This window comes from Variovorax sp. KBW07, assembly GCF_003852515.1.
Lineage (GTDB): Bacteria > Pseudomonadota > Gammaproteobacteria > Burkholderiales > Burkholderiaceae_C > Variovorax.
In genome coordinates this window covers 28198-50508 of record NZ_QAJK01000004.1, presented here as the reverse complement: position 1 = coordinate 50508, position 22311 = coordinate 28198, and the positions used below count along the sequence as shown (strand labels likewise).

Genomic DNA, 22311 nt, shown 5'->3' with positions numbered 1-22311 from the left:
TCGCTCATGAACGTTTCCGCCTGGTCCATACGCAACCCGATTCCGGCGGTGATGCTGTTCGTGCTGCTCACCTTCGGTGGGTTGCTGTCGTTCAACGCGATGAAGGTGCAGAACTTTCCGGACATCGACCTGCCGACCGTCACGGTCTCGGCGTCGCTGCCGGGGGCCGCGCCTTCGCAGCTTGAAACCGACGTCGCGCGCAAGCTCGAGAACTCCATTGCCACCATCCAGGGCCTGAAGCACATCACCACCAAGGTGCAGGACGGCGCCGCCACGCTGATCGTCGAATTCCGGCTCGAGAAGCCAGTGCAGGAGGCCGTGGACGACGTGCGCTCGGCCGTGCAGAAGGTGCGTGCCGACCTGCCCGCCGACGTGCGCGACCCGGTCGTCACCAAGCTCGACCTGGCGGGCCAGCCGGTGCTGGCCTTCACCATCGCGTCGTCGCAGATGGACGACGAGGCGCTGAGCTGGTACGTCGACAACGACATCACCAAGAAGCTGCTCGCGCTGCCCGGCGTGGGCGCGGTCAACCGCGTGGGCGGTGCCACGCGGCAGGTGCACGTGGACCTCGACCCGGTCAAGCTGCAGGCGCTCGGCGCCTCGGCGGGCGACATCTCGCGCCAGTTGCGCCAGGTGCAGACCGAGAGCGCGGGCGGCCGCTTCGACCTGGGCGGCAGCGAGCAGCCGGTGCGCACGCTGGCCACCGTGCAGTCGGCTGGCCAGCTGGCCGACATGCAGATCGCACTGAGCGACGGCCGCCGCATCCGGCTCGACCAGGTGGCGCGCATCAGCGACACCATCGCCGAGCCGCGCGCCGCCGCGCTGCTCAACGGCAAGCCGGTGGTCGGCTTCGAGGTGGCCCGCAGCCGCGGCGCCAGCGAAGTCGAAGTGGGCCACGCGGTGCAGAAGGCGCTGGCCGACATGCGCGTGCAGCGCCCCGACATCGAGCTGACCGAAGCCTTCAACTTCGTCGACCCGGTGGAAGAGGAATACAACGGCTCGCTGCACCTGCTGTACGAGGGCGCCATTCTTGCGGTGATCGTGGTGTGGCTGTTCCTGCGCGACTGGCGCGCCACCTTCGTGTCGGCGGTGGCGCTGCCGATGTCGGTCATTCCGGCGTTCATCGGCATGTACCTGCTGGGCTTCTCGGTCAACGTGATCTCGCTGCTGGCGCTCTCGCTGGTGGTGGGCATATTGGTGGACGATGCGATCGTCGAGGTCGAGAACATCGTGCGGCACCTGCGCATGGGCAAGACGCCTTTCCAGGCGGCCATGGAAGCGGCCGATGAAATTGGCCTGGCCGTGATCGCCACCACCTTCACGCTGATCGCGGTGTTCCTGCCCACGGCCTTCATGAGCGGCGTGGCCGGCAAGTTCTTCAAGCAGTTCGGCTGGACGGCGTCGCTCGCGGTGTTCGCCTCGCTGGTGGTGGCGCGGGTGCTCACGCCCATGATGGCCGCCTACATCCTGAAGCCCATCGTCGGTGCCGAGAAGGAACCGGCCTGGCTGCGCTGGTACATGCGCGCGGTGGAGTGGAGCACGCACAACCGCTTCAAGACGATGGTGCTGGCCACCCTCTTCTTCTTCGGTTCACTGGCCATGATTCCGCTGCTCAAGACGGGCTTCATTCCGCCGGACGACAACTCGCAGACGCAGGTGTACCTGTCGCTCGCACCGGGCTCCACGCTCGCGCAGACCACCGCCGCGTCGGAAGAAACGCGCCGCCGCGTAATGCAGATCGCCCACGTGAAGAGCGTCTACACCACGGTGGCGGGCGGCAGCGCGGGCGGGGACCCGTTCGCCAGCTTCGGCACGCCCGAGACGCGCAAGGCCACGCTCACCATCAAGCTCGATCCGCGCGGCGACCGGCCGCGCAAGCAGGTGATCGAGAACCAGATCCGCGCGGCACTCGAAACGCTGCCCGGCGTGCGCAGCACCGTGGGCCTGGGCGGCTCGGGCGAGAAGTACATCCTGGCGCTGACCGGCGAAGACCCGCTGGCGCTGTCGACCGCCGCCAGTGCGGTCGAGAAAGACCTGCGCACCATTCCCGGCCTGGGCAACATCACCTCGACGGCCAGCCTGATCCGGCCCGAGATCGCGGTGCGACCCGACTTCGCGCGCGCCGCCGACCTGGGCGTGACCAGTTCCGCCATTGCCGAGACGCTGCGCGTGGCCACGCTGGGCGACTACGACCAGTCGCTGGCCAAGCTCAACCTGGCGCAGCGGCAGGTGCCGATCGTGGTGAAGCTGCAAGACTCGGCACGGCAGGACATCGACCTGCTCGGGCGCCTGTCGGTGCCCAGCGCGCGCGGGCCGGTGATGCTCAACCAGGTGGCAACGCTCACCATGGAAGGCGGCCCGGCCGTGATCGACCGCTACGACCGTTCGCGCAACGTCAACTTCGAGATCGAGCTCTCTGGCGTGGGCCTGGGTGATGCCAAGACCGCGGTGATGGCACTGCCCTCGATCCAGAAGCTGCCGGCCGGCGTGCGCATCGCCGAGGTGGGCGACGCCGAAGTGATGACCGAGCTGTTCGCGAGCTTCGGCCTGGCGATGCTGACCGGCGTGCTGTGCATCTACATCGTGCTGGTGCTGCTGTTCAAGGACTTCCTGCACCCGGTGACGATTCTGTGCGCGCTGCCGCTGGCACTGGGCGGAGCTTTCGTGGGCCTGCTGATCGGGCAGAAGGCGCTGTCGATGCCATCGCTGATCGGCCTGATCATGCTGATGGGCATCGCCACGAAAAACTCGATCCTGCTGGTCGAGTACGCCATCGTGGCGCGCCGCGACCACGGCATGAGCCGCTGGGACGCGTTGCGCGATGCCTGCCACAAGCGCGCGCGTCCGATCATCATGACCACGCTCGCCATGGGTGCCGGCATGCTGCCGATCGCGGTCGGTTTCGGCTCGGCCGATTCGAGCTTCCGCTCGCCGATGGCCATGGCCGTGATCGGCGGGTTGATCACCTCGACCGTGCTGAGCCTGCTGGTGGTGCCGGCGGTGTTCACCTACATCGACGACATCGAGCACTGGATCCGGCGCACCGTGCGCAAGCTGCGCGGGCAGCCGGCCGATCCGCACATCGACGACGACCTGATCGAAACGCCACCGCCGGCAGCACAGGCGGCAGGCCCCGCCAACTGAACGCGCTTCGGGACAAGCGGGACCCGCAAACAAAAAAACCGGATGCCTTCGCATCCGGTTTTTTCATGGTGAAGACGAAAAGGGTCAGGCGTCCAGTTGCGCCAACCGCTTCAGCTTGCGCTCGCTCATGCGCTTGGCCAGGCGCGGCAGCACCAGCACGGCCACCACGATGACGACCAGCGTGATCGACATCGGCCGCTGGAAGAACACCGCTGCGCTGCCCTCGCCGATCGACATGGCGTTGCGCAACTGCGCTTCGGCGAGCGGGCCGAGGATCATGCCGACCACCACGGGTGCGGTCGGGAAGTCGTAGCGCCGCATCACCACACCGAGCAGGCCGATGCCGTAGAGCAGGAACAGGTCGAACGCGCTCTGGCGCATGCCGTAGGCACCCACCGTTGCAAAGATCAGGATGCCGGCGTAGAGCTGGGGCTTCGGAATCTTCAGCAGCTTGACCCACAGGCCGACCATTGGCAGGTTCAGCACCAGCAGCATGACGTTGCCGATGTAGAGCGAGGCAATGAGCGCCCACACCAGCGCAGCCGAGGTGGTGAACAGTTGCGGCCCCGGCTGGATGCCGTAGTTCTGGAATGCGCCCAGCAGGATGGCGGTGGTGTTCGACGTGGGGATGCCGAGCGTGAGCAGCGGAATCAGCGCGGCCGTCACCGTGGCGTTGTTGGCGGCCTCGGGGCCGGCCACGCCTTCGATGGCGCCCTTGGTGCCGAACTCGGCCTTGTCTTCCGGGTTCTTCACGAGCTTCTTTTCCATCGCGTAGCTCAGGAAGGTCGGAATCTCGGTGCCGCCGGCCGGGATGCAGCCGAAGGGCGTGCCGATGGCAGTGCCGCGCAGCCACGCGGGAATGGAGCGCTTCCAGTCGCGCTTGGTCATGTGCACGCGGCTCAGCTTGTTCTGGCCCTCGACGACCTTGCCCTCGTAGAGCACGGCGTACAGCACTTCGGCCACGGCGAACAGGCCGACCGCGACCAGCACGATCTCGATGCCGTCGAGCAGTTCGGGCACGCCGCCGGTGTAGCGGCCCTGGCCCGAGATCTGGTCGAGGCCGACGCAGCCGGCGGCCAGGCCGACGAACAGCGCCGTCATGCCGCGCAGCGTGCTCTTGCCGAGCACCGCGCTCACCGTGGTGAAGGCCAGCAGCATGAGCAGGAAGTACTCGGGCGGGCCGAGCTTGACCGCGAACTCGGCCACGAAAGGCGCGAACAGCGTGACGATGACGGTGGCGATGGTGCCGGCCACGAAGGAGCCGATGGCGGCCGTGGCAAGCGCAGCGCCCGCCCTTCCGCTCTTGGCCATCTTGTTGCCCTCCATCGCCGTCACCATGCTGGCGGTTTCGCCGGGCGTGTTCAGCAGGATGGACGTGGTCGAGCCACCGTACATCGCGCCGTAGTAAATGCCCGAGAAAAAGATCATCGAGGCCGTGATGTCGACCTTGCCGGTGATGGGCAGAAGCATGGCCACCGCCACGGCCGGGCCGATGCCGGGCAGCACGCCCACGGCGGTGCCGAGCGCACAGCCGACCAGGCACCAGAGCAGATTGATCGGGGTGATCGCCGTGGCGAACCCCGCCATGAGTGCGTTGAAGATTTCCATGTCAGAGCCACCCGGTCGAAGTCAGGCCCGGCAGGCTGATGGCCAGGAATTGCGTGAACATCCAGAACACCGGCGCGGAGATGAGCGCGCCGGCAACGAAGTCGGTGAGCCAGGTGCGCGGCGCATTCACGCCGGCTTGCCCGCTCGCGCGGCGCAGGCCCTGCACGGCCAGCACGTAGCACAGCGTGCAGCTCAGGATGAAGCCGAGCGTGGTGATGAGCGCGGCATTGAGCAGCAGGCCCGCCGAGACCCAGATGAAGCCGGGCCAGTAGGCGCGGTCGGCACCGGTGGGCGCATCGAGCTCGCGAAAGCCGCCGGTGCGCGCTTCCCAGAGGATCCATGCGCCGCACAGCACGAGCACAACCGACACCAGCCAGGGCAGGAAGTTGGGGCCGACGCCGCCGTAGCCGGCCTCGGAAGAAATGCCGATGGCGCCGAAGGCCAGCGCCAGGCCGGTCAGCAGCACGCCGGCGCCAACCAGGGTTTGAGGCCATACGGCCGCAGCTTGCGCGGCCTTGTCAGACGGCAAGACCGAGGGATCTGGAGTTGTCATTTTTTGACTCCCGGAATGTGGTTCTGGATTTGAAAACGGCACGCTGTCGTCTCTTGCGAGGACAGCGCGCCGTCGAGCGGGCAGGCAGGCGCTGGAGCGCTTACACCATGCCGGATTTCGTCATGATGGCGCGCAGGCTGGCGAAGTCGTCGTCGACGAACTTGGCGAAGGCATCGCCCGACAGCACGGCCGGGGTCCAGTCGTTCTTCTTGAGCGACTCGGCCCACGACGCGCTCTTCATGGCGGCCAGCACCATGTCGGTCAGCGCCTTGCGCTGCTCGGCCGTGATGCCGGGCGCGCCATAGACGCCGCGCCAGTTGCCGATCTCGACATCGATGCCCTGTTCCTTCAGGGTCGGCACGTTGATGCCCGGCAGGCGCTGGGCGGAGGTGACAGCAATGGCTTTCATCTTGCCGGCGGCGATGTACTCGGCGAATTCGCTGTACCCGCTGCCGCCGATGGTGACGTTGCCGCCCAGGATGGCGGCGGTGGCTTCACCGCCTCCGCGGAAGGCCACGTAGTTGATCTTCGAGGGATCGGCGCCGACCTTCTGCGCGATCATGGCCGCGGCGATGTGCTCGGTGGAGCCGCGCGAACCGCCGCCCCACTTGACGCTGCCCGGGTCCTTCTTGAGCTGCTCGACCACGTCCTTCATGGTCTTGAAGGGCGAGTTGGTGGGCAGCACGAACACGTTGTATTCGGTGGTCAGGCGCGCGATGGGCGTGGCCTGCTCGAGCTTGACCGGCGGCTTGCCGGTGATGATGCCGCCCAGCATGACCGAGCCCATCACCATGAGTGCGTTGGCGTCGCCCTTGGAACCGTTCACGAACTGGGCCAGGCCCAATGCGCCGGCGGCACCGCCCTTGTTGTCGTACGTGACGGTGTCGGCCACCTTGGCGTCGCTCAGGGCCTTGCCCAGTGCGCGGCCGGTGGTGTCCCAGCCGCCGCCCGGGTTGGCGGGGATCATCATCTTGACGTTGGCGGCGGCCCGGGCCGACAGTGGCAGGGCTCCGGCGGCGGCCAGCGCGGCCAATGACTTCAAAAAGGTGTCGCGACGCATTGTGAGTGTCTCCAGAAGGCTGAAAGGAATTTGCAGGGAACCTGACTTGAACCTGAGCGCTATCATGCGCCGCCCCGCTGTCAGTTGGCTGTCCACCAGACTGGGGAAAACACCAAAGACCTACACCACCGCCACCGTATGAAGCTGCTGCTGGTCGAAGACGACCCCTCGATGCAAATCACCCTGCAGCGCACCCTCGGGAGGCGCCGCATCGACGTGCGCATCTGCGGCGACGGCGCCGAGGCGGTAGCCCAGTGGCGCGCCATCGAGCCCGACGTGGTGGCGCTCGACCTGAGCCTGCCCAACCTCGATGGCCTGCAGGTGCTGGCCCAGGCCCGCGCCGAGGGGCTGCGCACGCCGGTGCTGCTGCTGACGGCGCGCGGCACGGTCGGCGACCGCATCGTCGGCCTGAATGCCGGCGCCGACGACTACCTGCCCAAGCCCTTCGACCTGGACGAGCTGGAGGCCCGCATCCGTGCGCTGCGCCGCCGCAGCCACAGTGCCATCGGGCCCGACGCGGGGCTCAACCCGCAAGAGATCGGCGGGCTGCGCTTCGAGCCCGACAACGGCGCCATCTACCACCGCGCCGAGGTGCTGGAGCTCACGCCACGCGAACTGGCGCTGCTGAAGGCGCTGATGATGAAGCCGGGCCATGCGGTCACCAAGGAGCGCCTGTTCGAGCTGGTGTTCCCTGGCGAGACCGAGGTGCAGTACGAGGCCATCGAGGTGGTGGTGTATCGCCTGCGCAAGAAGCTCGCGGGCACCGGCGCCGTGCTGATGACGATGCGCGGGCTCGGCTACCTGCTGCGCCCCGAAGCATGACGCGCATCTCGTCGCTGCGCGCGAGGCTGCTGCTCGGCATCCTCGCGCCGATTGCCGTGTTCATCGTGATCAACAGCGTGAGCCTGTACCGGCAGAGCCTTGCGGCTGCCACCACCGCCTACGACCGCACGCTGCTGGCGTCGGCCAAGACCATCGGCGAACAGCTCGACGTGGAGGGCTTCGACGAGAAGGCGCAACTGCGCGCCATCGTGCCCTACTCCGCGCTCGAGGCCTTCGAGGCAGACAACCGCAGCCGCCTTTTTTACCGGGTCTCGTCGCTCGACGGCGAAATGATCTCGGGCTTTGCCGAGCTGCCGTTCTGGCGCGGCCGCCTGCCCGACCGCAATGCCTACGCGGCGCTGGTCGACTTCTACGACGCGCAGTTCCGCAACCAGCCGGTGCGCGTTGCGGTGCTGCTGCAGCCCGTCGCCAGCGCGCGCGGGCGCGGCATGGCCGTGGTGCAGGTGGCCGAGACGCTCGAGTTGCGCGAGACGCTGGTGCGCAAGCTGCTGGTCGACATGCTGTGGCGCCAGCTGCTGCTGATGGGCGTGATCGCGCTGGTGACGGTGTTCGTGGTGCAGCGCGCCACGCGGCCGGTGCGCGAGCTGGGCGAGGCCATCGGCAAGCGCCCGGCCGACGACCTCTCGCCCATCGATGCGCCCGATGCGCCGCGCGAACTGCGCCCGCTCATCGACGCCACCACCGAAGTCATGGGCCGGCTGCAGCGGCTGCTCGACCACCAGAAGCGCTTTGTGCGCGACAGCGCCCACCAGTTGCGCACGCCGCTCGCGGTGCTGAAGGCACAGGTGCAGTCGGCACGCCGCGGCGACGTGGCGCCTGAACAGGCCTTCAGCGAAATCAGCCAGACGGTCGAACGCGCCACGGCGCTCGCCAACCAGATGCTGTCGCTCGCCAAGGTGGAGCAGCTGCGCCAGCAGCCGGAATCGGTCACGCTCGACCTGGGCGAAGTAGTGCGCAACATCGCGCTCGACCTGTCGCCGCTGGTGGCCGACAAGGCGCTCGATTTCGAGCTGGCCATCGACGAGCCGGTGGCGGTGCGCGCGCACCAGTGGATGCTGCAGGAGCTCACGCGCAACCTGCTGCACAACGCCATCAAGCTGAGCCCCGTGGGCGCGGCGCTGTCGATTTCGGTGCGCGCCGAGGGCGACGACGCCGTGCTCACCGTGCGCGACTGCGGCCCCGGCATTTCGCCCGACCTGCGCCAGCGGCTGTTCGCGCCCTTCTCGGCCGGCAGCCGGTCGAGCGGTTCGGGGCTGGGGCTGGCGATCTGCCGCGAGATCGTGCTGGCGCTGAACGGGCGCATCAGCCTGGACAACCGCAACGCGCCCGACAACGCCGCAAGGGTCATCGGGCTCGACGCCATCGTGCACCTGCCGTTGTGGCGGCACAATTCCTGACCTATGGAACCTCTGGAACGTCTGCGCATCGACAAATGGCTCTGGGCCGCCCGCTTCTTCAAGACGCGCTCATTGGCCGCGGAAGAAATCGGCAAGAACCGGGTGCAGGTGAACGGCGACGTGGCCAAGGCCTCGCGCGAGGTCAAGGCCGGCGACACCGTGACGATGCGCCTGGGCGTGCAGACGCGAACCGTGACGGTGCGCGGCGTGAGCGGCCAGCGCGGGCCGGCCCCGGTGGCCCAGCTGCTCTATGAAGAAACGCCCGAGAGCATCGCGGCACAGGCGGCCCAGCGCGAACTGCGCCGCATGGGCAGCGAACCGGCACTGGCCATCGAGCAGGGCCGCCCGACCAAGCGCGACCGGCGCGACCTCGACGGCGCGGTGCGGCATGCCGAATGGGACAACCGCTGGAGCGCCTCGCTCGATTCTTCCGACGAAGCCGACCGCTGATTCGCGTACGCTGTGGCCCTTTCCTCTTCACGGAGTCACGGGACATGGCCAGCTTCAAGAAATACCGCGTCGGCAGCAAGTTCAAGCTCTCGCAGATCGACCCCGACGACACGCCCTTCTGCGAAGGCGACGAAGCATCGCAGCGCGCCGAGGTCGATGCGCTGGCCATCGAGCTCGACGAACTGCAGGACCTGCTGCATGCCGAAGGCAAGCGCAAGGTGCTGCTGGTGCTGCAGGGCATGGACACCAGCGGCAAGGACGGCACGGTGCGCTGGGTGTTTTCGCGCACCTCGCCGCTGGGCGTGCGCGTGACGGCCTTCAAGGCGCCCAACGACCTGGAGCGCGCACACGACTACCTGTGGCGCTGCCATGCCGCCGTGCCGCGCACCGGCGAGATCATGGTGTGGAACCGCAGCCACTACGAAGACGTGCTGGTGCCGGTGGTCGAAGGCTGGATCGACAAGGCCGAGACCAAGCGCCGCTACGCGCAGATCAACGACTTCGAGCGGCTGCTCACCGAGACCGGCACGGTGGTCGTCAAGTGCATGCTGCACATCGACAAGGACGAGCAGCGCGAGCGCCTGCAGGCCCGCATCGACACGCCCGGCAAGCAGTGGAAGTTCAGCATGGACGACCTGGAGGTGCGCACCAAGTGGAGCGCCTACCAGCAGGCCTACCAGCAGGCCCTTGCGGCCACCTCGACCGACCATGCGCCCTGGCACGTGATACCCGCCAACAGCAAGCGGCACCGCAACGTGATGATCGCGCAGCTGCTGGTGAAGACGCTGCGGCAGATGAAGCTCAAGGCACCGCCGCCGGACCCGGCGCTCAAGGGAATGATCGTCAAGTGAGCGGTCAACGCCGGTCGGGCCGCCCTTCATGTCGCTTCTGTAAAGGGCTTTCCCGCCTACGAAACGGCTGGAGTCGCCCCGCTAAGCTGGTCAGCGTACCCATCGAGGTGCACCAACCAGAAGGACTCCAACATGAAAAAAATTCTCTTCGCTCTTGCCGCCTGCATGCTTGTGTCGACCGCTGCGCTGGCCCAGCCGGGCCCGCGCCACGGACCTGGCCCCGGCTACGACCGTCCGCAACACAGCAGGCCGCATCACCGCCCGCACAAGGTGTGGGTGCCGGCGCACCGCGAGCATGGCCGCATGGTGCGCGGCCACTACGTCTGGCGTTGATCGGACCCCGGGGGCCTTCTTCGCGAGGAGGCTCCTGAGGTGCCACCACGACTCATGAGCCTGCGCGAGGCCATCGAGGCGCTGGCAGCCTGCCTCGACGACAGCGATCTCTACGACCGCTACGCCTGGGTCTACGCCAGCGACGACGACTCGCTGCACGACGCCCGCTTCTACCTGTCCAGTAATGCGAACGAGGAAGACGACACCGTCACCGACGAAGAAGGCGATGACATGCCCGCATTCGCCGTGGCCAACGGCCTTCGGCATTACCTCGAAGCGGCCACCTTTGCCGATGTGCTGATGGTGCAGAAGCAGCAGCAGCCGCTCTCCACCCTCGACGACTTCGCTACGGCGCTCGCGCACTATCACGACCAGGATGCGTTTCTGGACCGGGGTGGTTTCTACAGCGGGGAATGCGCGTCGAACGCGCCGCTGCCCGGAATCTCTCGCGAGCTGTTCGCTGAATACGACCTGCAATTGGCGGTGTGTCCGGCCGAACGCGTGGGCGATGCGGCGCGCGCCACGGCGGCGCTGCTCGAGGTGAATGTGGCAGAGGCGCTGGCGCTGTGCCGCCAGCTTCCGCTGTCGCTGGGCTCGCGCATCGGCGGCCGCGAAAGGGACAGCATCGAAGCGCGCTTTGCCGGGCTCTCACTGCCCTTGAAGCGAACGACTCACCGGTCGCTCGCGTGGTTGCCGCCGGACGACGGCGGCTGAGGCAACTCAGGAGCGGCGGATGAGCGCCTGTGCCAGCACGCGGCACTTGCCGAATTCGCAGCGCACGGCCCAGGTTCCGCCGTTGTCGCAAGGCACGTTGTAGCTTTCGTAGCCCGGGCCCTTGGCCGTGAGCTCGGCGCGCGGCTGCAGGTTGCAGCGGCCGGCCTTGGCGAGCGTTTCGACGTTGTAGGTGTCGATGCCCGTGCGGCGGGGCTTGGCCGTGACCGCGGCGGGATCGAAATTGTTGTGGGCGTAGAAGGTGTCGCGCACGTTCGGGTCGAGGTTGCGATAGCCGCGCTTGGCCATGCAATGAACGATCGCGATCTGCTGGTGCTCGGCGAAAACGCTGTCCGGCGGACGGCCGACCCAGTCGGCAATCGAAGCACCGATGCCGGCCACCGCCGCGCCCGTGGCAAGGCCACGGCTGTACCAGGTGACGAGGCCGATGCCCAATGCGGCCCAGCCGCCGTCGTTGGTGTCGCTGCGCGCCGTGATGCGGGACGCCGCCACGCGGCAGTCGGCCACGTCGCTGTCGTAGCGGACCTTGTCCACGCCCTGCATCGCGACCATGGGCACATAGGACATGCCGGAGCCCGTTCCGGGTTCGGTCGGTGGCAGCGTGCTCGCACAGCCCACCAGCGCCATGGCGGCAAGCGCAACGCTCAGCATCAGCTTCATGGAATCCCTCGTCTTCTTCGCGATAGTTGCGGGGATTTAACCATACATATAGTTACTCTTGAATCGCCTTGTCGCGAATGCACGACGGCCCGCCTTTCGGTAAACCGGGGCAATTTCGGGGCCCTGCGGCCTGCCATGCGACGATGGGCCGGCCAGCCGCGCCAAGGCTGCGAGCAAGCACCCAACCAGGAAAGCGCAAAGCCCGCCGCATGAAGATCGAGACCGCCGCCAAGTTCATTTTCGGATTCATCGGCCTTGCGCTGCTCACGCTGTGCTGCGTCCTGCTCTACAACCGGCTGACTTTCATTGCCTCCGCCCAGCGCGTAGAGGGCGAAGTGACCGACCTGCAGCACCTGCGCAGCACCAACAAGAACAACACCGACGGCACGTGGCGGCCCATCGTGCGGTTCCGGGCGCCGTCGGGCGCGCTTGTCGATGTCACGACATCGAGCAGCAGCAGTACGCCGGGCTACGAGATCGGCGACACCGTCGAGGTGTTCGTTCCGCCCTCGAACCCGGAGAAGGCCATGGTCAACGGCCTGTTCGAGATGTGGGGGCCCGCGGCCATTTCCGGCGTCATCAGCGCCGTCTTTCTCTATTTCGCGTGGCTCATCAGGCGCATCGGCAGGGATGAAAAAGCCGAGGCCTGAGCGGTGATGTCGATGCAACGGCCAACCCGCGCCGCCAGGCGCCGCATCGCAATCGCGATCGCCACTGCGCTGGTCGCCCTCTCGCTCCCCGCCATGGCGCAGACCACGCCCGTGGAACTGGCCAGGAAGAACGGCTGCCTGGCCTGCCACGGCATGGTCCACAAGCAGGTCGGACCCGGCTTCGCGCAGATCGCGCAGCGCTACAAGGGCGACGACGACGCACCCGCGCGGCTCGCCGGCAAGATCCGCGACGGCAGCGTGGGCACGTGGGGGCGCGTCATCATGCCGCGGCAAACGCTGGTGTCGCCGGCCGAAGCGCAGGTGCTGGCGCAGTGGGTGCTGTCGCAGCCCCTGCCGCGCTGAACCCGTCGCCCCCCGAGGTCGCCCGTAGAACGAATGCGCTACGGGCTCTCTCCTAAAAACCGTCGCAAAATGGCGCCCCGATGCAACGCGCACGCTCCGACCCGGAACAACATCCCATCCACGTCGTGATCGTCGAGGACGACCCCTGCTTCAGCGATGCCCTGAGCCAGGTCGTGCAGGACGCACCCGACATGCGCCTGGCCGGAAAAGCCGGCACGCGGGCCGAAGGGCTGGCGATGCTGCAGGGTCCGCCGGCCGACGTGCTGCTGGTCGACCTGGGCCTGCCGGACGGCTCCGGCATCGACGTGATCCGGGCCGCGGTACGGCAGTGGCCCAGCTGCAGCATCATGGTCAGTACCAATTTCGGCGACGAGATGCACGTGATGCAGTCGATCGAAGCCGGCGCGGCGGGCTACCTGCTGAAAGACAGCTCCCCTTCCAGGACCGTCGATGAAATCCGCAGCCTTGCCAGCGGCGGCAGCCCGATCAGCCCGCTCATCGCGCGGCAGGTGCTGGAACGCTTCCGGCAGAACGTGCCGGGCACTGGCAGCAATGGCGGTGCCTCTGCGGCGGGCGGCCAATCGTCCGCGTCCGACAGCACGTCGCCGCCGCTGTCGGCGCGCGAGAAAGAGGTGCTCGACCTCATCACCAAGGGGTTCACCGCGCACGAGATCGCCAAGCTCATGGAGTTGTCGCACTTCACGGTCCGAACTTTCGTTCGACGCATCTACAGCAAGCTGAAAGTCACGTCGAAGGCGGAAGCGATCTACGAGGCAAGGACGCAGGGCATATTGGCCGACTGAATACCCGTCAATTGGTAACACGGGAACAAAATCAGTTACATATCCAGTGCGTCTGCTCCGAACGCGCCCTTCCAACACCCTTTGAACCACCGCCCCGCGCCCTTTCTTGCCAACGTGGTGCTCGTCTTTTCCATGGCCCTGCTGGCGGCCGTGGGCGCCCTGCTCGGCCTGGCGAACGGCACCCCGCAGCCCGAGGCGGTGCTGCACATGACCCAGGCCGACTGGCAGGTCGAGGATGCATCGGGTTTCAGCACCCCACCGCTCGTGCAGGACAGCAGCGCCCTGCCCGATGCATGGGAGCACGTCGAGCTGCCGCTGGCCTTGCCCATCGCGCTGCTGCGCCAGGCCAACGTGCGCGCGGCGGCCGGCGCCAGCCGCGTCACGTGGATCAAGCTGTCGACCCACGGCCTGCCGGCCAGCTCGGGACCGCTGGCGCTGTACGGCGTGCGGGTCAAGACCGACGGAACCATCGCGGTCTATGCCAATGGCCACCTGGTGCACCGCGCGCAGCAACAGGGCCCGCTGTGGAACAGCACCCGCACCCCGCTGTGGGTGGTGCTCGAGAAAAGCGCCGAAGGCAGCCCGCCATTGAACGAAATCATGCTTCGCCTGGAGCACACGAAGAGCGCGCAGGTGGCGCTGTCTTCGCTGTGGCTGGGCCCGGCCGAGGCGCTGCGCGGCAGCTACCGGCTGCGCCAGTGGCTGCAGCAGGAGCTGCCCGCCATGCTCAGCGCCGCGTTCATGGCGGTCGGTGTGTTCGCCCTGTTCGTGTGGTTCAAGCGCCAGCACGAAATGGGCTACCTGCTTTTCTTCAACCTCGCCGCCACGTCTTTCCTGCGCGGCCTGCATTTCTACGTGGGCCTGCCGGTGGCCAACGACTGGTTTGCCTGGCTGACCGTCAATGCGCTGTTCTGGCTGGTGATGGTGGTGCACTTCTTCCTGCGCCAGTTGCATGGCCGGCCGCTGAAGTGGCTGACCTATGGCGTGGTGGGCGCCACCGCCACCATCGCCGTGCTGACGATGCCCAGCCTGGCCATTCTGCAGAACACGCCGCAGGTCACGCCGCTGATCTACACGGTGGCCGCGCTCATGGGCGCGGCCGTCGGGCTGATCGGCGGCATCAGCGCCTGGCGCCGCTCCAACGAAGGCCGGCTGGTGGCGGCCGGCATCGGCGTGTGCACGCTGCTGGGCGTGACCGACTGGCTGCTGCAGAACAACTTCATCAGCCCTGAAGCGTGGTACCTGGGCGCGTACACCAACGCGGTGGCGTTCAGCGTGTTCGGCGCCCTCATGTACCGGCGCTATGTCGAAGCCATTGCCGAGGTCGAAGACCTCAACGCCAGCCTGGCGGAGCGACTGCAGACGCGCGAAGCCGAGCTGGAAGAAAGCCACCGGCGGTTGCGCGAAGTGGAGCGCCGCCAGACCATCAGCGACGAACGCCAGCGCCTGATGCAGGACATGCACGACGGGCTCGGCTCGTCGCTGATCAGCGCCATCCGCTCGGTCGAAGGCGGTGGCATGAGCGACACCAAGGTCTCGCAGATTCTCAAGAGCTGCCTGGACGACCTGAAGCTGACGCTCGATTCGCTGGAGCCTGTCGAGGCCGACCTGCTGCTGCTGCTCGCCACGCTGCGCTACCGGCTGGAGCCGCGGCTGGAGGGCACCGGTGTCTCGCTGCAATGGGAGGTGCAGGAGCTGCCCGCCCTGGCGTGGCTGGACCCGTCCAGCGCGTTGCACATCCTGCGCATCGTGCAGGAGAGCATCGCCAACATCCTGCGCCACACGCGCGCCACCGAGATCCGCGTGGGCACCGCGCTGACGGCAACGGGCGTGCAGGTAACCATCGAGGACAACGGCCAGGGCTTCGATGTCGACAAGGCGCTGTCGAATGCGTCCGCATCGGGACGCGGCATCCAGAACCAGCGGCGGCGGGCACAGTCGATCAAGGGCAAGGTGAGCTGGGAGTCGCGACCGACGGGAACGCGGTTCGTGCTGTGGCTGCCGCTGGTGCGCGAGGCGCCGGGCGGCGCAAGCACGACTGCCGCGCCGCTGGAGACCGCGTGAGAGTTCCGGGGGGCCTTATCCTCGAGGCCGCTTTTGCAGACCCGGAATCACGTGAAGAAAAAATCCAATCCCAACAAGCCCGCCCCCTACGACCTCAAGAAGCAGTGGCACTGGGGCCGGGGCATGCGGCAACTGCGCATTGCCGATTATCTGAAGGACGGCAGGCTGCTCGTGCCGGGTGAATACACCGGCGAAGGCCCCGCCACCGACGACGGAACCGGCGCGCTGCGCACGGTCGGCGGCATCCAGGTCGGCAGTGCCGACTACGAAACAGGAATGATGTGGGTCGGCCGGAAACTGCGCGACGGCGATCTGCCCGGAAAGCCGAAGAGCTGAGCCTGTGCCTTGAGCGGCATCCAGGCCGCGTAGCTCGACAAAGGCCCAGTGGGGCCGCCCCAAACAAAAAGCCCAGTAGCTCGAAAGCTACTGGGCTTGTTTGGCGGAACCGGAGGGATTCGAACCCTCGATGAGGCTCTACACCCCATACTCCCTTAGCAGGGGAGCACCTTCGGCCACTCGGTCACAGTTCCTGAAAGAAGCCGAGATTATGCCATCACTTAAGCGCTCGGTTGGTCGAGATCGAACGCTTTATGCAGCGCGCGCACGGCCAGTTCCATATATTTTTCGTCGATCACCACCGAGGTCTTGATTTCGCTGGTCGAGATCATCTGGATGTTGATGCCCTCTTCGCTCAAGACGCGGAACATCTTGCTCGCCACGCCGACGTGGCTGCGCATGCCGATGCCCACGATGCTGACCTTGCAGATCTTGGTGTCGCCCACGACTTCGGTCGCGCCCAGCGACGGCATGACCTTCGATTGCAGCAGGTCGATGGTCTTGGCGTACTCGTTGCGGTGAACCGTGAAGCTGAAGTCGGTCTTGCCGTCCTTGCTGAGGTTCTGGATGATCACGTCGACTTCGATGTTGGCGTCTGCCACGGCACCGAGGATGTGATACGCGATGCCCGGCTTGTCGGGCACGCCCAGCACCGAGATCTTGGCTTCGTCGCGGTTGAATGCGATGCCGGATACGACGGCTTGTTCCATGTTTTCGTCTTCCTCGAAAGTGATCAGCGTGCCGGACTTGGCCTCTTCATTGATGTCGATGTCCCACGGCGTGAAGCTCGAAAGCACGCGCAGCGGCACCTTGTACTTGCCGGCGAATTCCACCGAGCGGATTTGCAGCACCTTGGAGCCCAGGCTCGCCATCTCGAGCATCTCTTCGAAGCTCACGGTGGTGAGGCGGCGCGCATCGGGCTCGACGCGCGGATCGGTGGTGTAGACCCCGTCGACGTCGGTATAGATCAGGCATTCGTGCGCCTTCATGGCAGCGGCAATGGCCACGGCCGAAGTGTCGCTGCCGCCACGGCCCAGCGTCGTGATGTTGCCGGCGTCGTCCACACCCTGGAAGCCGGTGATGACCACCACCCGGCCGGCATTCAGGTCGGCCATCACGCGGGCATCGTCGATGCTTTCGATGCGGGCCTTGGTGTACGAGTTGTCGGTGCGCACCGAGACCTGCCAGCCCGCGTAGCTTACGGACTCCACGCCTTCGGCCTGCAGCGCAATGGCCAGCAGCGCCGACGACGCCTGCTCGCCGGTGGAAGCCAGCATGTCGAGTTCGCGGCTGTGGGCAATGCCCGGTTTGCTCGGCGCCAGTTCCTTGGCCAAGCCGAGCAGGCGATTGGTCTCGCCGCTCATGGCACTCGGAACCACGATCATCTGGTGGCCGGCGCGTGCCCATTTGGCAACGCGCTTGGCGACATTCTTGATGCGCTCGGTCGAGCCCATCGACGTACCGCCGTATTTGTGAACGATCAATGCCATGGATGAAATCAGAGAAAGGAAAAGGGCCGCTTGAAAGGCGGCGCCCTGCAAGCTGTCAGAGCAAAGTCTTCGGCGAGGGCGGGGCATTGTACCAATGCAGGAAATCCCCCTTGCGCTCGGCGAAGCCACCCGCCACCTTGAGGTGGATGCGGTGGCCGCGCGTGGTGCAGGCGCGGACCTGGTCGAGCAGCTGGTCGAGCTGCGCCGCGCTGGGCGCGCAGCCGTGCGCCTGCACCAGCCAGTGGCGCAGCACATTGGCCTGCCGGGCGCGCGACAGCGCCTGCAACGCCGCGATGCGGGGCGGATCGCCCACCGCGTCCAGGTCTTGCGCCGCCAGTTCGGCCAGCAGTTGCTGGGCCTGCGCGGCATGGCTGCTGCTGCGGGCGAAGGTGGCGCGGAACTGCGGAAAGGCTTGCGCCAGTGCGGGCAGCAACACGGCGCGAATCCGGTTGCGGGTGTAGCGCGCATCGCCGTTGCTCGGGTCTTCGATCCAAGGCAGATCGCGGCCGGCCAGCCACGCCCGGATGTCGGCCGCGGGGACCGCAAGAAGCGGCCGGTAGATGTCGAGCCCGTTGCGCTCGGCATGCGACGGCATGGCAGCCAGGCCTGGAAGCCCGGCGCCACGCGAGAGCGCCAGCAGCAAGGTTTCGACCTGGTCGTCGGCGTGGTGGCCCAGCGCGATGGATTTGACAGGCGCCCTGCCCTCGTCCGCTCGCGCCATGTCGGCAAAGGCCTCGTAGCGGGCACGGCGCGCGGCATCTTCCGGGCTGTCACCCTGCGCATGCCGCGCATCGACCCGGTGAACGACCAGCGGCACACCGAGCCGCTCGCACACGGCCGCGCAATGGCGTTCGAAATCGTCGGCCGCCGCCTGCAGGCCGTGGTGCACATGAAAGGCCATCACCTGCCCCGGCCAGCGGGCAGCGCATGCGGCCAGCAAGGCGGTGGAATCGGCGCCGCCACTGAAGCCCACCGCCAGCGGCAGTTGCGCCGGCTCGAACGCGGCGATGGCGCGTTCGAAGGCTTCGTTCATGACTTGCTTATCTGCCGGTGTCGGCCTTGGTGTCGTTGAACCGGCCGTAGCTTTGCAGGCGCTCGTAGCGGCGCTCCAGCAGTTCCTTCGGCTTCAGGTCGCTGACCTGGCGGAACGCATCGTTGAGCGCGCGCTTGAGAAAAGCCGCCATCTGGCGATGGTCGCGGTGCGCGCCACCCACGGGCTCGTTCACGATCTTGTCGACCAGGCCCAGCGCCTTGAGGCGGTGCGCGGTAATGCCCAGGGCATCGGCCGCTTCCTGCGCCTTGTCGCTGGTCTTCCAGAGAATGGAGGCGCAGCCTTCGGGGCTGATGACCGAGTAGATCGAATACTGCAGCATCACCAGCTGGTCGCCCACCGAAATGGCGAGTGCGCCACCCGAGCCACCTTCACCGATGATGGTGACGATGATCGGCACTTCGAGCTGCGCCATCTCGAAGATGTTGCGGCCGATGGCTTCCGACTGGCCGCGCTCTTCCGCGTCGATGCCCGGATAGGCACCCGGCGTATCGACGAAGGTGAACACCGGCAGCTTGAACTTCTCGGCCGTCTTCATGAGCCGCAACGCCTTGCGGTAGCCCTCGGGCTTGCTCATGCCGAAGTTGCGCGCGGTGCGCTCCTTGGTGTCGCGGCCCTTCTGGTGGCCCAGCACCATGCAGGGCACGCCATTGAAACGCGCCAGGCCGCCCACGATCGACAGGTCGTCGGCAAAGTGCCGGTCGCCATGCAGTTCGACGAAATCGGTGAAGATTTCGTTGACGTAGTCGAGCGTGTACGGACGCTCCGGATGCCGTGCGATCTTGGTGATCTGCCAGGGCGTCAGGTCGCTGTAGATGTCCTTGGTGAGCTGCTGGCTTTTCTTGCCGAGCTGATCGATTTCTTCCGAGATGTCGACCGCCGATTCGGTCTGTACATAGCGCAGTTCTTCGATTTTTGTTTCGAGTTCAGCAATGGGCTGCTCGAAGTCGAGGAAGGTTCGTTTTGCCAACGTCTTCTCCTGTTGTTCAGTACGCGACCGGTACGGGGTCGAGAGACCGCCAAATATACCAAGTCGCCACGCTGCAATAAGGCGCCCAGGCCACAGCGACGTCGCGGGCATCGCTGCGGCTTACCGGATCGCCCGAAAAATAATTGACGCTGATGCCGTTGAGCAGCCCGAGGTCGTCTACAGGCAGCACGTTGGGGCGCATCAGGTGAAAGATGAGAAACATCTCGGCCGTCCAGCGGCCGATGCCTCGAATGGCGACAAGCTCGTCGATGATGAGTTCATCGGCCATGTCTTTCCACGAATCGACGTGCACCATGCCCGAATCGAAGTGCAGGGCCAGGTCGACCAGGTACTCGACCTTGCGCGCCGAGAGGCCCGCCGCGCGCATGTCGTCGACCTTGAGCTTGAGCACGTTGGCCGGCGTCAGCTTGCGCGGCAGTGCAGCAAACTTGTCCCAGACCGACTGCGCCGCTTTGACCGAAATCTGCTGGCCGACAACGCTGCGCGCCAGCGTGGTGAAGGCGTCACCGCGCGACTCGAGACAGGCGTCGCCGAACTTCGGAATCAACCGCTTCATCACGCGGTCTTTTTTCGCCAGGTGCTTGCATGCCTCTTCCCAATAGTCCGGCGTATAGATCTGAACGCTGGTCTTCCGGGTGGCGGGCATGGGGTTCGTGGTTCCGTTCACTGCGCAGCCGCCCAGGTCGTGCCCGTGGGGGAATCCTTGAGCACGATGCCTTGCTCCAGCAGTTCCTTGCGAATGCGGTCGGCCTCGGCAAAATTCTTCGCGGCCTTGGCAGCGGCACGTGCCTCGATCTGCGCCTGGATGGTCGCTTCGTCGAGCGTGGTGCCGGCACGCAGGAAGGTCTTTGGGTCGTCCTGCAGGATCTGCACGCATGCGCCCAGCGCCTTCAGCAAGCCGGCCTGCGTGGCCGACTGCGTGCGGTTGACTTCGCCCGCCAGGTCGAAGAGCACTGCGACGGCCTCGGGCGTTGCAAAGTCTTCGTCCATCGCGGCCTTGAAGCGCGCGGCGTACGGGTCGGTCCAGTCGATCTTCACGTCGGCCGGCGCCACCAGGTCGAGCGCCGTGTACAGCCGCTTGAGTGACGCGCGCGCATCGTCGAGATGCACGTCGCTGTAGTTCAGCGGACGGCGGTAGTGCGCGCGCAGCACGAAGAAACGGATGGTTTCGGCGTCGTACTTCTTGAGCACATCGCGAATCAGGAAGAAGTTGCCCAGGCTCTTGGACATCTTCTCGTTGTCGGTCACGATGAAGCCGTTGTGCATCCAGTAGTTGGACAGCGGCTTGTCGTTGGCACCTTCGCTCTGCGCAATTTCGTTCTCGTGGTGCGGAAACTGCAGGTCTTCGCCGCCACCGTGGATGTCGAGCGTTTCGCCGAGCAACTCGCAGGCCATGGCCGAGCATTCGATGTGCCAGCCCGGACGGCCCGCGCCGTACTCGCTGGCCCACTTCACTTCGTCGGGTTCGCTGGCCTTGGCGCTCTTCCAGAGCACGGGGTCGAGCGGGTCGTCCTTGCCATCGAGCACGGCCACGCGCTCGCCCGCATGCAGCTCGTCGAGCGACTTGCCGCTGAGCTTGCCGTAGCCCGGAAACTTGCGCACGGCGTAGTTCACGTCGCCGTTGCTGGAGCGGTAGGCCAGGCCCTTCTTCTCGAGCGTGCCGATCATCGACAGCATTTGCGGGATGTAGTCGGTGGCGCGGGGTTCGTGCGTGGGGCGCTCGATGCCGAGCGCGTCGGCGTCTTCGTGCAGCGCGTCGATCATGCGGTCGGTCAGCGCGCGGATGCTCTCGCCGTTTTCGACGGCGCGGCGAATGATCTTGTCGTCGATGTCGGTGATGTTGCGCACGTAGGTCACGGCGAAACCGCTGACCTTGAGCCAGCGCTGCACCACGTCGAAAGCGATCATCGAACGTGCGTGGCCAAGGTGGCAATAGTCGTAGACCGTCATGCCGCAAACGTACATGCGCACCTGGCCTGGGTGCAATGGGGAGAATTCCTCCAATTCACGCGACAGCGTGTTGTAGATGCGCAGACTCATTAGATTCGGAAAGCGTCGCTTCGCGCACGTGCGGCACGGGCGAACGACGGTGTTTTTCAGGGGTGACGGGGGCAGTGGTCGCGAGGGGTTCGACATGGCCCCTCGGCTACAATCAACCTAGTATAAACGGCAGCTGCCGAGTATTTCCCGGGTGTTTCACAGGCCCGAATTTCCCCACTCCTGCAGAGGCTTCATGAAGCACGCCGCGTTCTCCAGACTCTCCATTGCCTTCGCCCTGCTGTTCAGCCTCTGGGGCTCCGCAGCACACGCCAACGACTACGACGATGTGAATCTGCTGCTGCGCCAGGGCAAGTCGAACGAGGCGCTGGCCAAGGCCGACACCTACATCGCCGGCAAGCCCCGCGATCCGCAGATGCGCTTCCTGCGCGGCGTGATCCTCACCGAGCAGAACAAGACGGCCGAGGCCATCACCGCGTTCACGCAGCTCACGCAAGACTTCCCCGAACTGCCCGAGCCGTACAACAACCTGGCCGCGCTGTATGCGTCGCAGAGCAAGTTCGACCAGGCCCGCACGGCACTGGAAACGGCGCTGCGGCTCAACCCCAATTACGCCACGGCGCACGAGAACCTCGGCGACGTGTATGCGCGCCTTGCAGCGCAAGAGTACGTGCGCGCGCAGCAGTTCGCGAGCACCAACGCGAGCGTCGCGCCCAAGCTGCTGCTGATCCGCCAGATCTTCTCGTCGAAGGCCGAAGCCGAGGCCGCCGCGCTGCCGCCCGCGCCGCTGGTCATTCGCAAGCCGGTCGGCCGCACCAGCAAGTAAGCAACTGCAGCCTTCGACATGGATGCCGTCGACACGGCGGCATCCGTTGCGCAGGCCACGCCCTTCCTCATTCGCACCCGGAGCATCACTTGACGATCCACGCCTTCA

At 66.3% G+C, this 22311-nt stretch carries 22 protein-coding genes and 1 tRNA gene; 13 read left to right on the top strand and 10 right to left on the bottom strand.

Annotated elements, in window-relative coordinates; translation table 11 throughout:
• Positions 1–6: 6 nt before the first annotated feature.
• Positions 7–3144 carry an efflux RND transporter permease subunit gene (locus DBV14_RS00915; protein ID WP_124457313.1) on the top strand — a complete coding sequence of 1046 codons (3138 nt, stop codon included), beginning with the start codon at positions 7–9 and terminating at the stop codon, positions 3142–3144.
• A gap of 84 nt (positions 3145–3228) precedes the next feature.
• Here DBV14_RS00915 and DBV14_RS00910 read toward each other — a convergent pair whose 3' ends face one another.
• The 3 genes from DBV14_RS00910 to DBV14_RS00900 form a co-directional block, all read right to left on the bottom strand.
• The gene (locus DBV14_RS00910) at positions 3229–4752 is read right to left on the bottom strand and encodes a tripartite tricarboxylate transporter permease (protein ID WP_124457312.1); all 1524 of its coding nucleotides are present in this window, start codon (positions 4750–4752) and stop codon (positions 3229–3231) included.
• 1 nt (position 4753) lies between these two features.
• Positions 4754–5305, bottom strand: coding sequence for a tripartite tricarboxylate transporter TctB family protein (locus DBV14_RS00905; RefSeq protein WP_124457311.1), 552 nt, complete (start codon positions 5303–5305; stop codon positions 4754–4756).
• Between the two features lie 100 nt (positions 5306–5405).
• The gene (locus DBV14_RS00900) at positions 5406–6365 is read right to left on the bottom strand and encodes a tripartite tricarboxylate transporter substrate binding protein (RefSeq protein WP_124457310.1); all 960 of its coding nucleotides are present in this window, start codon (positions 6363–6365) and stop codon (positions 5406–5408) included.
• 138 nt (positions 6366–6503) lie between these two features.
• On the opposite strand from DBV14_RS00900, the gene DBV14_RS00895 reads away from it, so the two are divergent.
• The 6 genes from DBV14_RS00895 to DBV14_RS00870 all read left to right on the top strand — a co-directional run bounded on the left by DBV14_RS00895 (position 6504) and on the right by DBV14_RS00870 (position 10953).
• On the top strand, positions 6504–7187 hold the full coding sequence (locus DBV14_RS00895) for a response regulator transcription factor (protein ID WP_124457309.1): 684 nt from the start codon (positions 6504–6506) through the stop codon (positions 7185–7187).
• Entirely contained in the window at positions 7184–8605 is a 1422-nt protein-coding gene (locus tag DBV14_RS00890) for a sensor histidine kinase (RefSeq protein ID WP_124457308.1), read from the top strand. The genes DBV14_RS00895 and DBV14_RS00890 overlap by 4 nt, the downstream gene beginning before the upstream one ends.
• A 12-nt stretch (positions 8606–8617) precedes the next feature.
• Positions 8618–9055, top strand: a complete 438-nt coding sequence (locus DBV14_RS00885; protein ID WP_185545886.1) for an RNA-binding S4 domain-containing protein — start codon at positions 8618–8620, stop codon at positions 9053–9055.
• A gap of 44 nt (positions 9056–9099) precedes the next feature.
• Positions 9100–9906, top strand: coding sequence for a PPK2 family polyphosphate kinase (locus DBV14_RS00880; protein WP_124457306.1), 807 nt, complete (start codon positions 9100–9102; stop codon positions 9904–9906).
• Positions 9907–10038: 132 nt separating this feature from the next.
• The gene (locus DBV14_RS00875) at positions 10039–10239 is read left to right on the top strand and encodes a hypothetical protein (protein ID WP_124457305.1); all 201 of its coding nucleotides are present in this window, start codon (positions 10039–10041) and stop codon (positions 10237–10239) included.
• 54 nt (positions 10240–10293) lie between these two features.
• The gene (locus DBV14_RS00870) at positions 10294–10953 is read left to right on the top strand and encodes a hypothetical protein (protein WP_124457304.1); all 660 of its coding nucleotides are present in this window, start codon (positions 10294–10296) and stop codon (positions 10951–10953) included.
• A gap of 6 nt (positions 10954–10959) precedes the next feature.
• On the opposite strand, the gene DBV14_RS00865 is transcribed toward DBV14_RS00870, so the two are convergent.
• Positions 10960–11631: a hypothetical protein gene (locus DBV14_RS00865; RefSeq protein ID WP_124457303.1), complete on the bottom strand. Its 672-nt coding sequence runs from the start codon at positions 11629–11631 to the stop codon at positions 10960–10962.
• Between the two features lie 209 nt (positions 11632–11840).
• Here DBV14_RS00865 and DBV14_RS00860 point away from each other — a divergent pair, with 209 nt between their 5' ends.
• The 5 genes from DBV14_RS00860 (at position 11841) to DBV14_RS00840 (ending at position 15847) form a co-directional block, all read left to right on the top strand.
• Positions 11841–12281 carry a DUF3592 domain-containing protein gene (locus DBV14_RS00860; protein WP_185545884.1) on the top strand — a complete coding sequence of 147 codons (441 nt, stop codon included), beginning with the start codon at positions 11841–11843 and terminating at the stop codon, positions 12279–12281.
• Between the two features lie 12 nt (positions 12282–12293).
• Positions 12294–12644 carry a c-type cytochrome gene (locus DBV14_RS00855; RefSeq protein WP_124457301.1) on the top strand — a complete coding sequence of 117 codons (351 nt, stop codon included), beginning with the start codon at positions 12294–12296 and terminating at the stop codon, positions 12642–12644.
• 80 nt (positions 12645–12724) lie between these two features.
• A complete protein-coding gene (locus DBV14_RS00850; protein WP_124457300.1) occupies positions 12725–13447 on the top strand; it encodes a response regulator transcription factor in 723 nt (240 codons plus the stop codon).
• Between the two features lie 132 nt (positions 13448–13579).
• On the top strand, positions 13580–15511 hold the full coding sequence (locus tag DBV14_RS00845) for a sensor histidine kinase (protein ID WP_124457339.1): 1932 nt from the start codon (positions 13580–13582) through the stop codon (positions 15509–15511).
• Between the two features lie 51 nt (positions 15512–15562).
• A complete protein-coding gene (locus tag DBV14_RS00840) occupies positions 15563–15847 on the top strand; it encodes a hypothetical protein (protein ID WP_124457299.1) in 285 nt (94 codons plus the stop codon).
• Between the two features lie 101 nt (positions 15848–15948).
• Here the strand turns inward: DBV14_RS00840 and DBV14_RS00835 are convergent.
• From DBV14_RS00835 to cysS, 6 genes are all read right to left on the bottom strand, one after another.
• Positions 15949–16041: transfer RNA gene (locus DBV14_RS00835), tRNA-Ser, on the bottom strand.
• A 27-nt stretch (positions 16042–16068) separates the two neighbouring features.
• Positions 16069–17337, bottom strand: coding sequence for an aspartate kinase (locus DBV14_RS00830; RefSeq protein ID WP_124457298.1), 1269 nt, complete (start codon positions 17335–17337; stop codon positions 16069–16071).
• 55 nt (positions 17338–17392) lie between these two features.
• On the bottom strand, positions 17393–18370 hold the full coding sequence (gene tilS, locus DBV14_RS00825) for a tRNA lysidine(34) synthetase TilS (protein ID WP_124457297.1): 978 nt from the start codon (positions 18368–18370) through the stop codon (positions 17393–17395).
• 7 nt (positions 18371–18377) lie between these two features.
• On the bottom strand, positions 18378–19358 hold the full coding sequence (locus DBV14_RS00820; protein WP_093246974.1) for an acetyl-CoA carboxylase carboxyltransferase subunit alpha: 981 nt from the start codon (positions 19356–19358) through the stop codon (positions 18378–18380).
• Positions 19359–19374: 16 nt separating this feature from the next.
• On the bottom strand, positions 19375–20025 hold the full coding sequence (locus DBV14_RS00815; RefSeq protein WP_124457296.1) for a DNA-3-methyladenine glycosylase: 651 nt from the start codon (positions 20023–20025) through the stop codon (positions 19375–19377).
• Positions 20026–20042: 17 nt separating this feature from the next.
• Positions 20043–21419 (bottom strand): cysteine--tRNA ligase, encoded by a 1377-nt coding sequence (gene cysS, locus DBV14_RS00810; RefSeq protein WP_124457295.1) that lies wholly within the window; start codon positions 21417–21419, stop codon positions 20043–20045.
• 193 nt (positions 21420–21612) lie between these two features.
• Between cysS and DBV14_RS00805 the strand changes: the two genes are divergently transcribed.
• Positions 21613–22203 carry a tetratricopeptide repeat protein gene (locus DBV14_RS00805; protein WP_124457294.1) on the top strand — a complete coding sequence of 197 codons (591 nt, stop codon included), beginning with the start codon at positions 21613–21615 and terminating at the stop codon, positions 22201–22203.
• Positions 22204–22311 lie beyond the last annotated feature (108 nt).

Coding starts and splice junctions, on each gene's coding strand:
- DBV14_RS00845 (WP_124457339.1), top strand. CDS start 13,580: ATGGCCCTGCTGGCGGCCGTGGGCGCCCTGCTCGGCCTGGCGAACGGC.
- DBV14_RS00830 (WP_124457298.1), bottom strand. CDS start 17,337: ATGGCATTGATCGTTCACAAATACGGCGGTACGTCGATGGGCTCGACC.
- DBV14_RS00805 (WP_124457294.1), top strand. CDS start 21,613: ATGAAGCACGCCGCGTTCTCCAGACTCTCCATTGCCTTCGCCCTGCTG.
- DBV14_RS00870 (WP_124457304.1), top strand. CDS start 10,294: ATGAGCCTGCGCGAGGCCATCGAGGCGCTGGCAGCCTGCCTCGACGAC.
- DBV14_RS00915 (WP_124457313.1), top strand. CDS start 7: ATGAACGTTTCCGCCTGGTCCATACGCAACCCGATTCCGGCGGTGATG.
- DBV14_RS00895 (WP_124457309.1), top strand. CDS start 6,504: ATGAAGCTGCTGCTGGTCGAAGACGACCCCTCGATGCAAATCACCCTG.
- DBV14_RS00860 (WP_185545884.1), top strand. CDS start 11,841: ATGAAGATCGAGACCGCCGCCAAGTTCATTTTCGGATTCATCGGCCTT.
- DBV14_RS00855 (WP_124457301.1), top strand. CDS start 12,294: ATGCAACGGCCAACCCGCGCCGCCAGGCGCCGCATCGCAATCGCGATC.
- DBV14_RS00900 (WP_124457310.1), bottom strand. CDS start 6,365: ATGCGTCGCGACACCTTTTTGAAGTCATTGGCCGCGCTGGCCGCCGCC.
- tilS (WP_124457297.1), bottom strand. CDS start 18,370: ATGAACGAAGCCTTCGAACGCGCCATCGCCGCGTTCGAGCCGGCGCAA.
- DBV14_RS00850 (WP_124457300.1), top strand. CDS start 12,725: ATGCAACGCGCACGCTCCGACCCGGAACAACATCCCATCCACGTCGTG.
- DBV14_RS00910 (WP_124457312.1), bottom strand. CDS start 4,752: ATGGAAATCTTCAACGCACTCATGGCGGGGTTCGCCACGGCGATCACC.
- cysS (WP_124457295.1), bottom strand. CDS start 21,419: ATGAGTCTGCGCATCTACAACACGCTGTCGCGTGAATTGGAGGAATTC.
- DBV14_RS00880 (WP_124457306.1), top strand. CDS start 9,100: ATGGCCAGCTTCAAGAAATACCGCGTCGGCAGCAAGTTCAAGCTCTCG.
- DBV14_RS00890 (WP_124457308.1), top strand. CDS start 7,184: ATGACGCGCATCTCGTCGCTGCGCGCGAGGCTGCTGCTCGGCATCCTC.
- DBV14_RS00875 (WP_124457305.1), top strand. CDS start 10,039: ATGAAAAAAATTCTCTTCGCTCTTGCCGCCTGCATGCTTGTGTCGACC.
- DBV14_RS00865 (WP_124457303.1), bottom strand. CDS start 11,631: ATGAAGCTGATGCTGAGCGTTGCGCTTGCCGCCATGGCGCTGGTGGGC.
- DBV14_RS00905 (WP_124457311.1), bottom strand. CDS start 5,305: ATGACAACTCCAGATCCCTCGGTCTTGCCGTCTGACAAGGCCGCGCAA.
- DBV14_RS00815 (WP_124457296.1), bottom strand. CDS start 20,025: ATGCCCGCCACCCGGAAGACCAGCGTTCAGATCTATACGCCGGACTAT.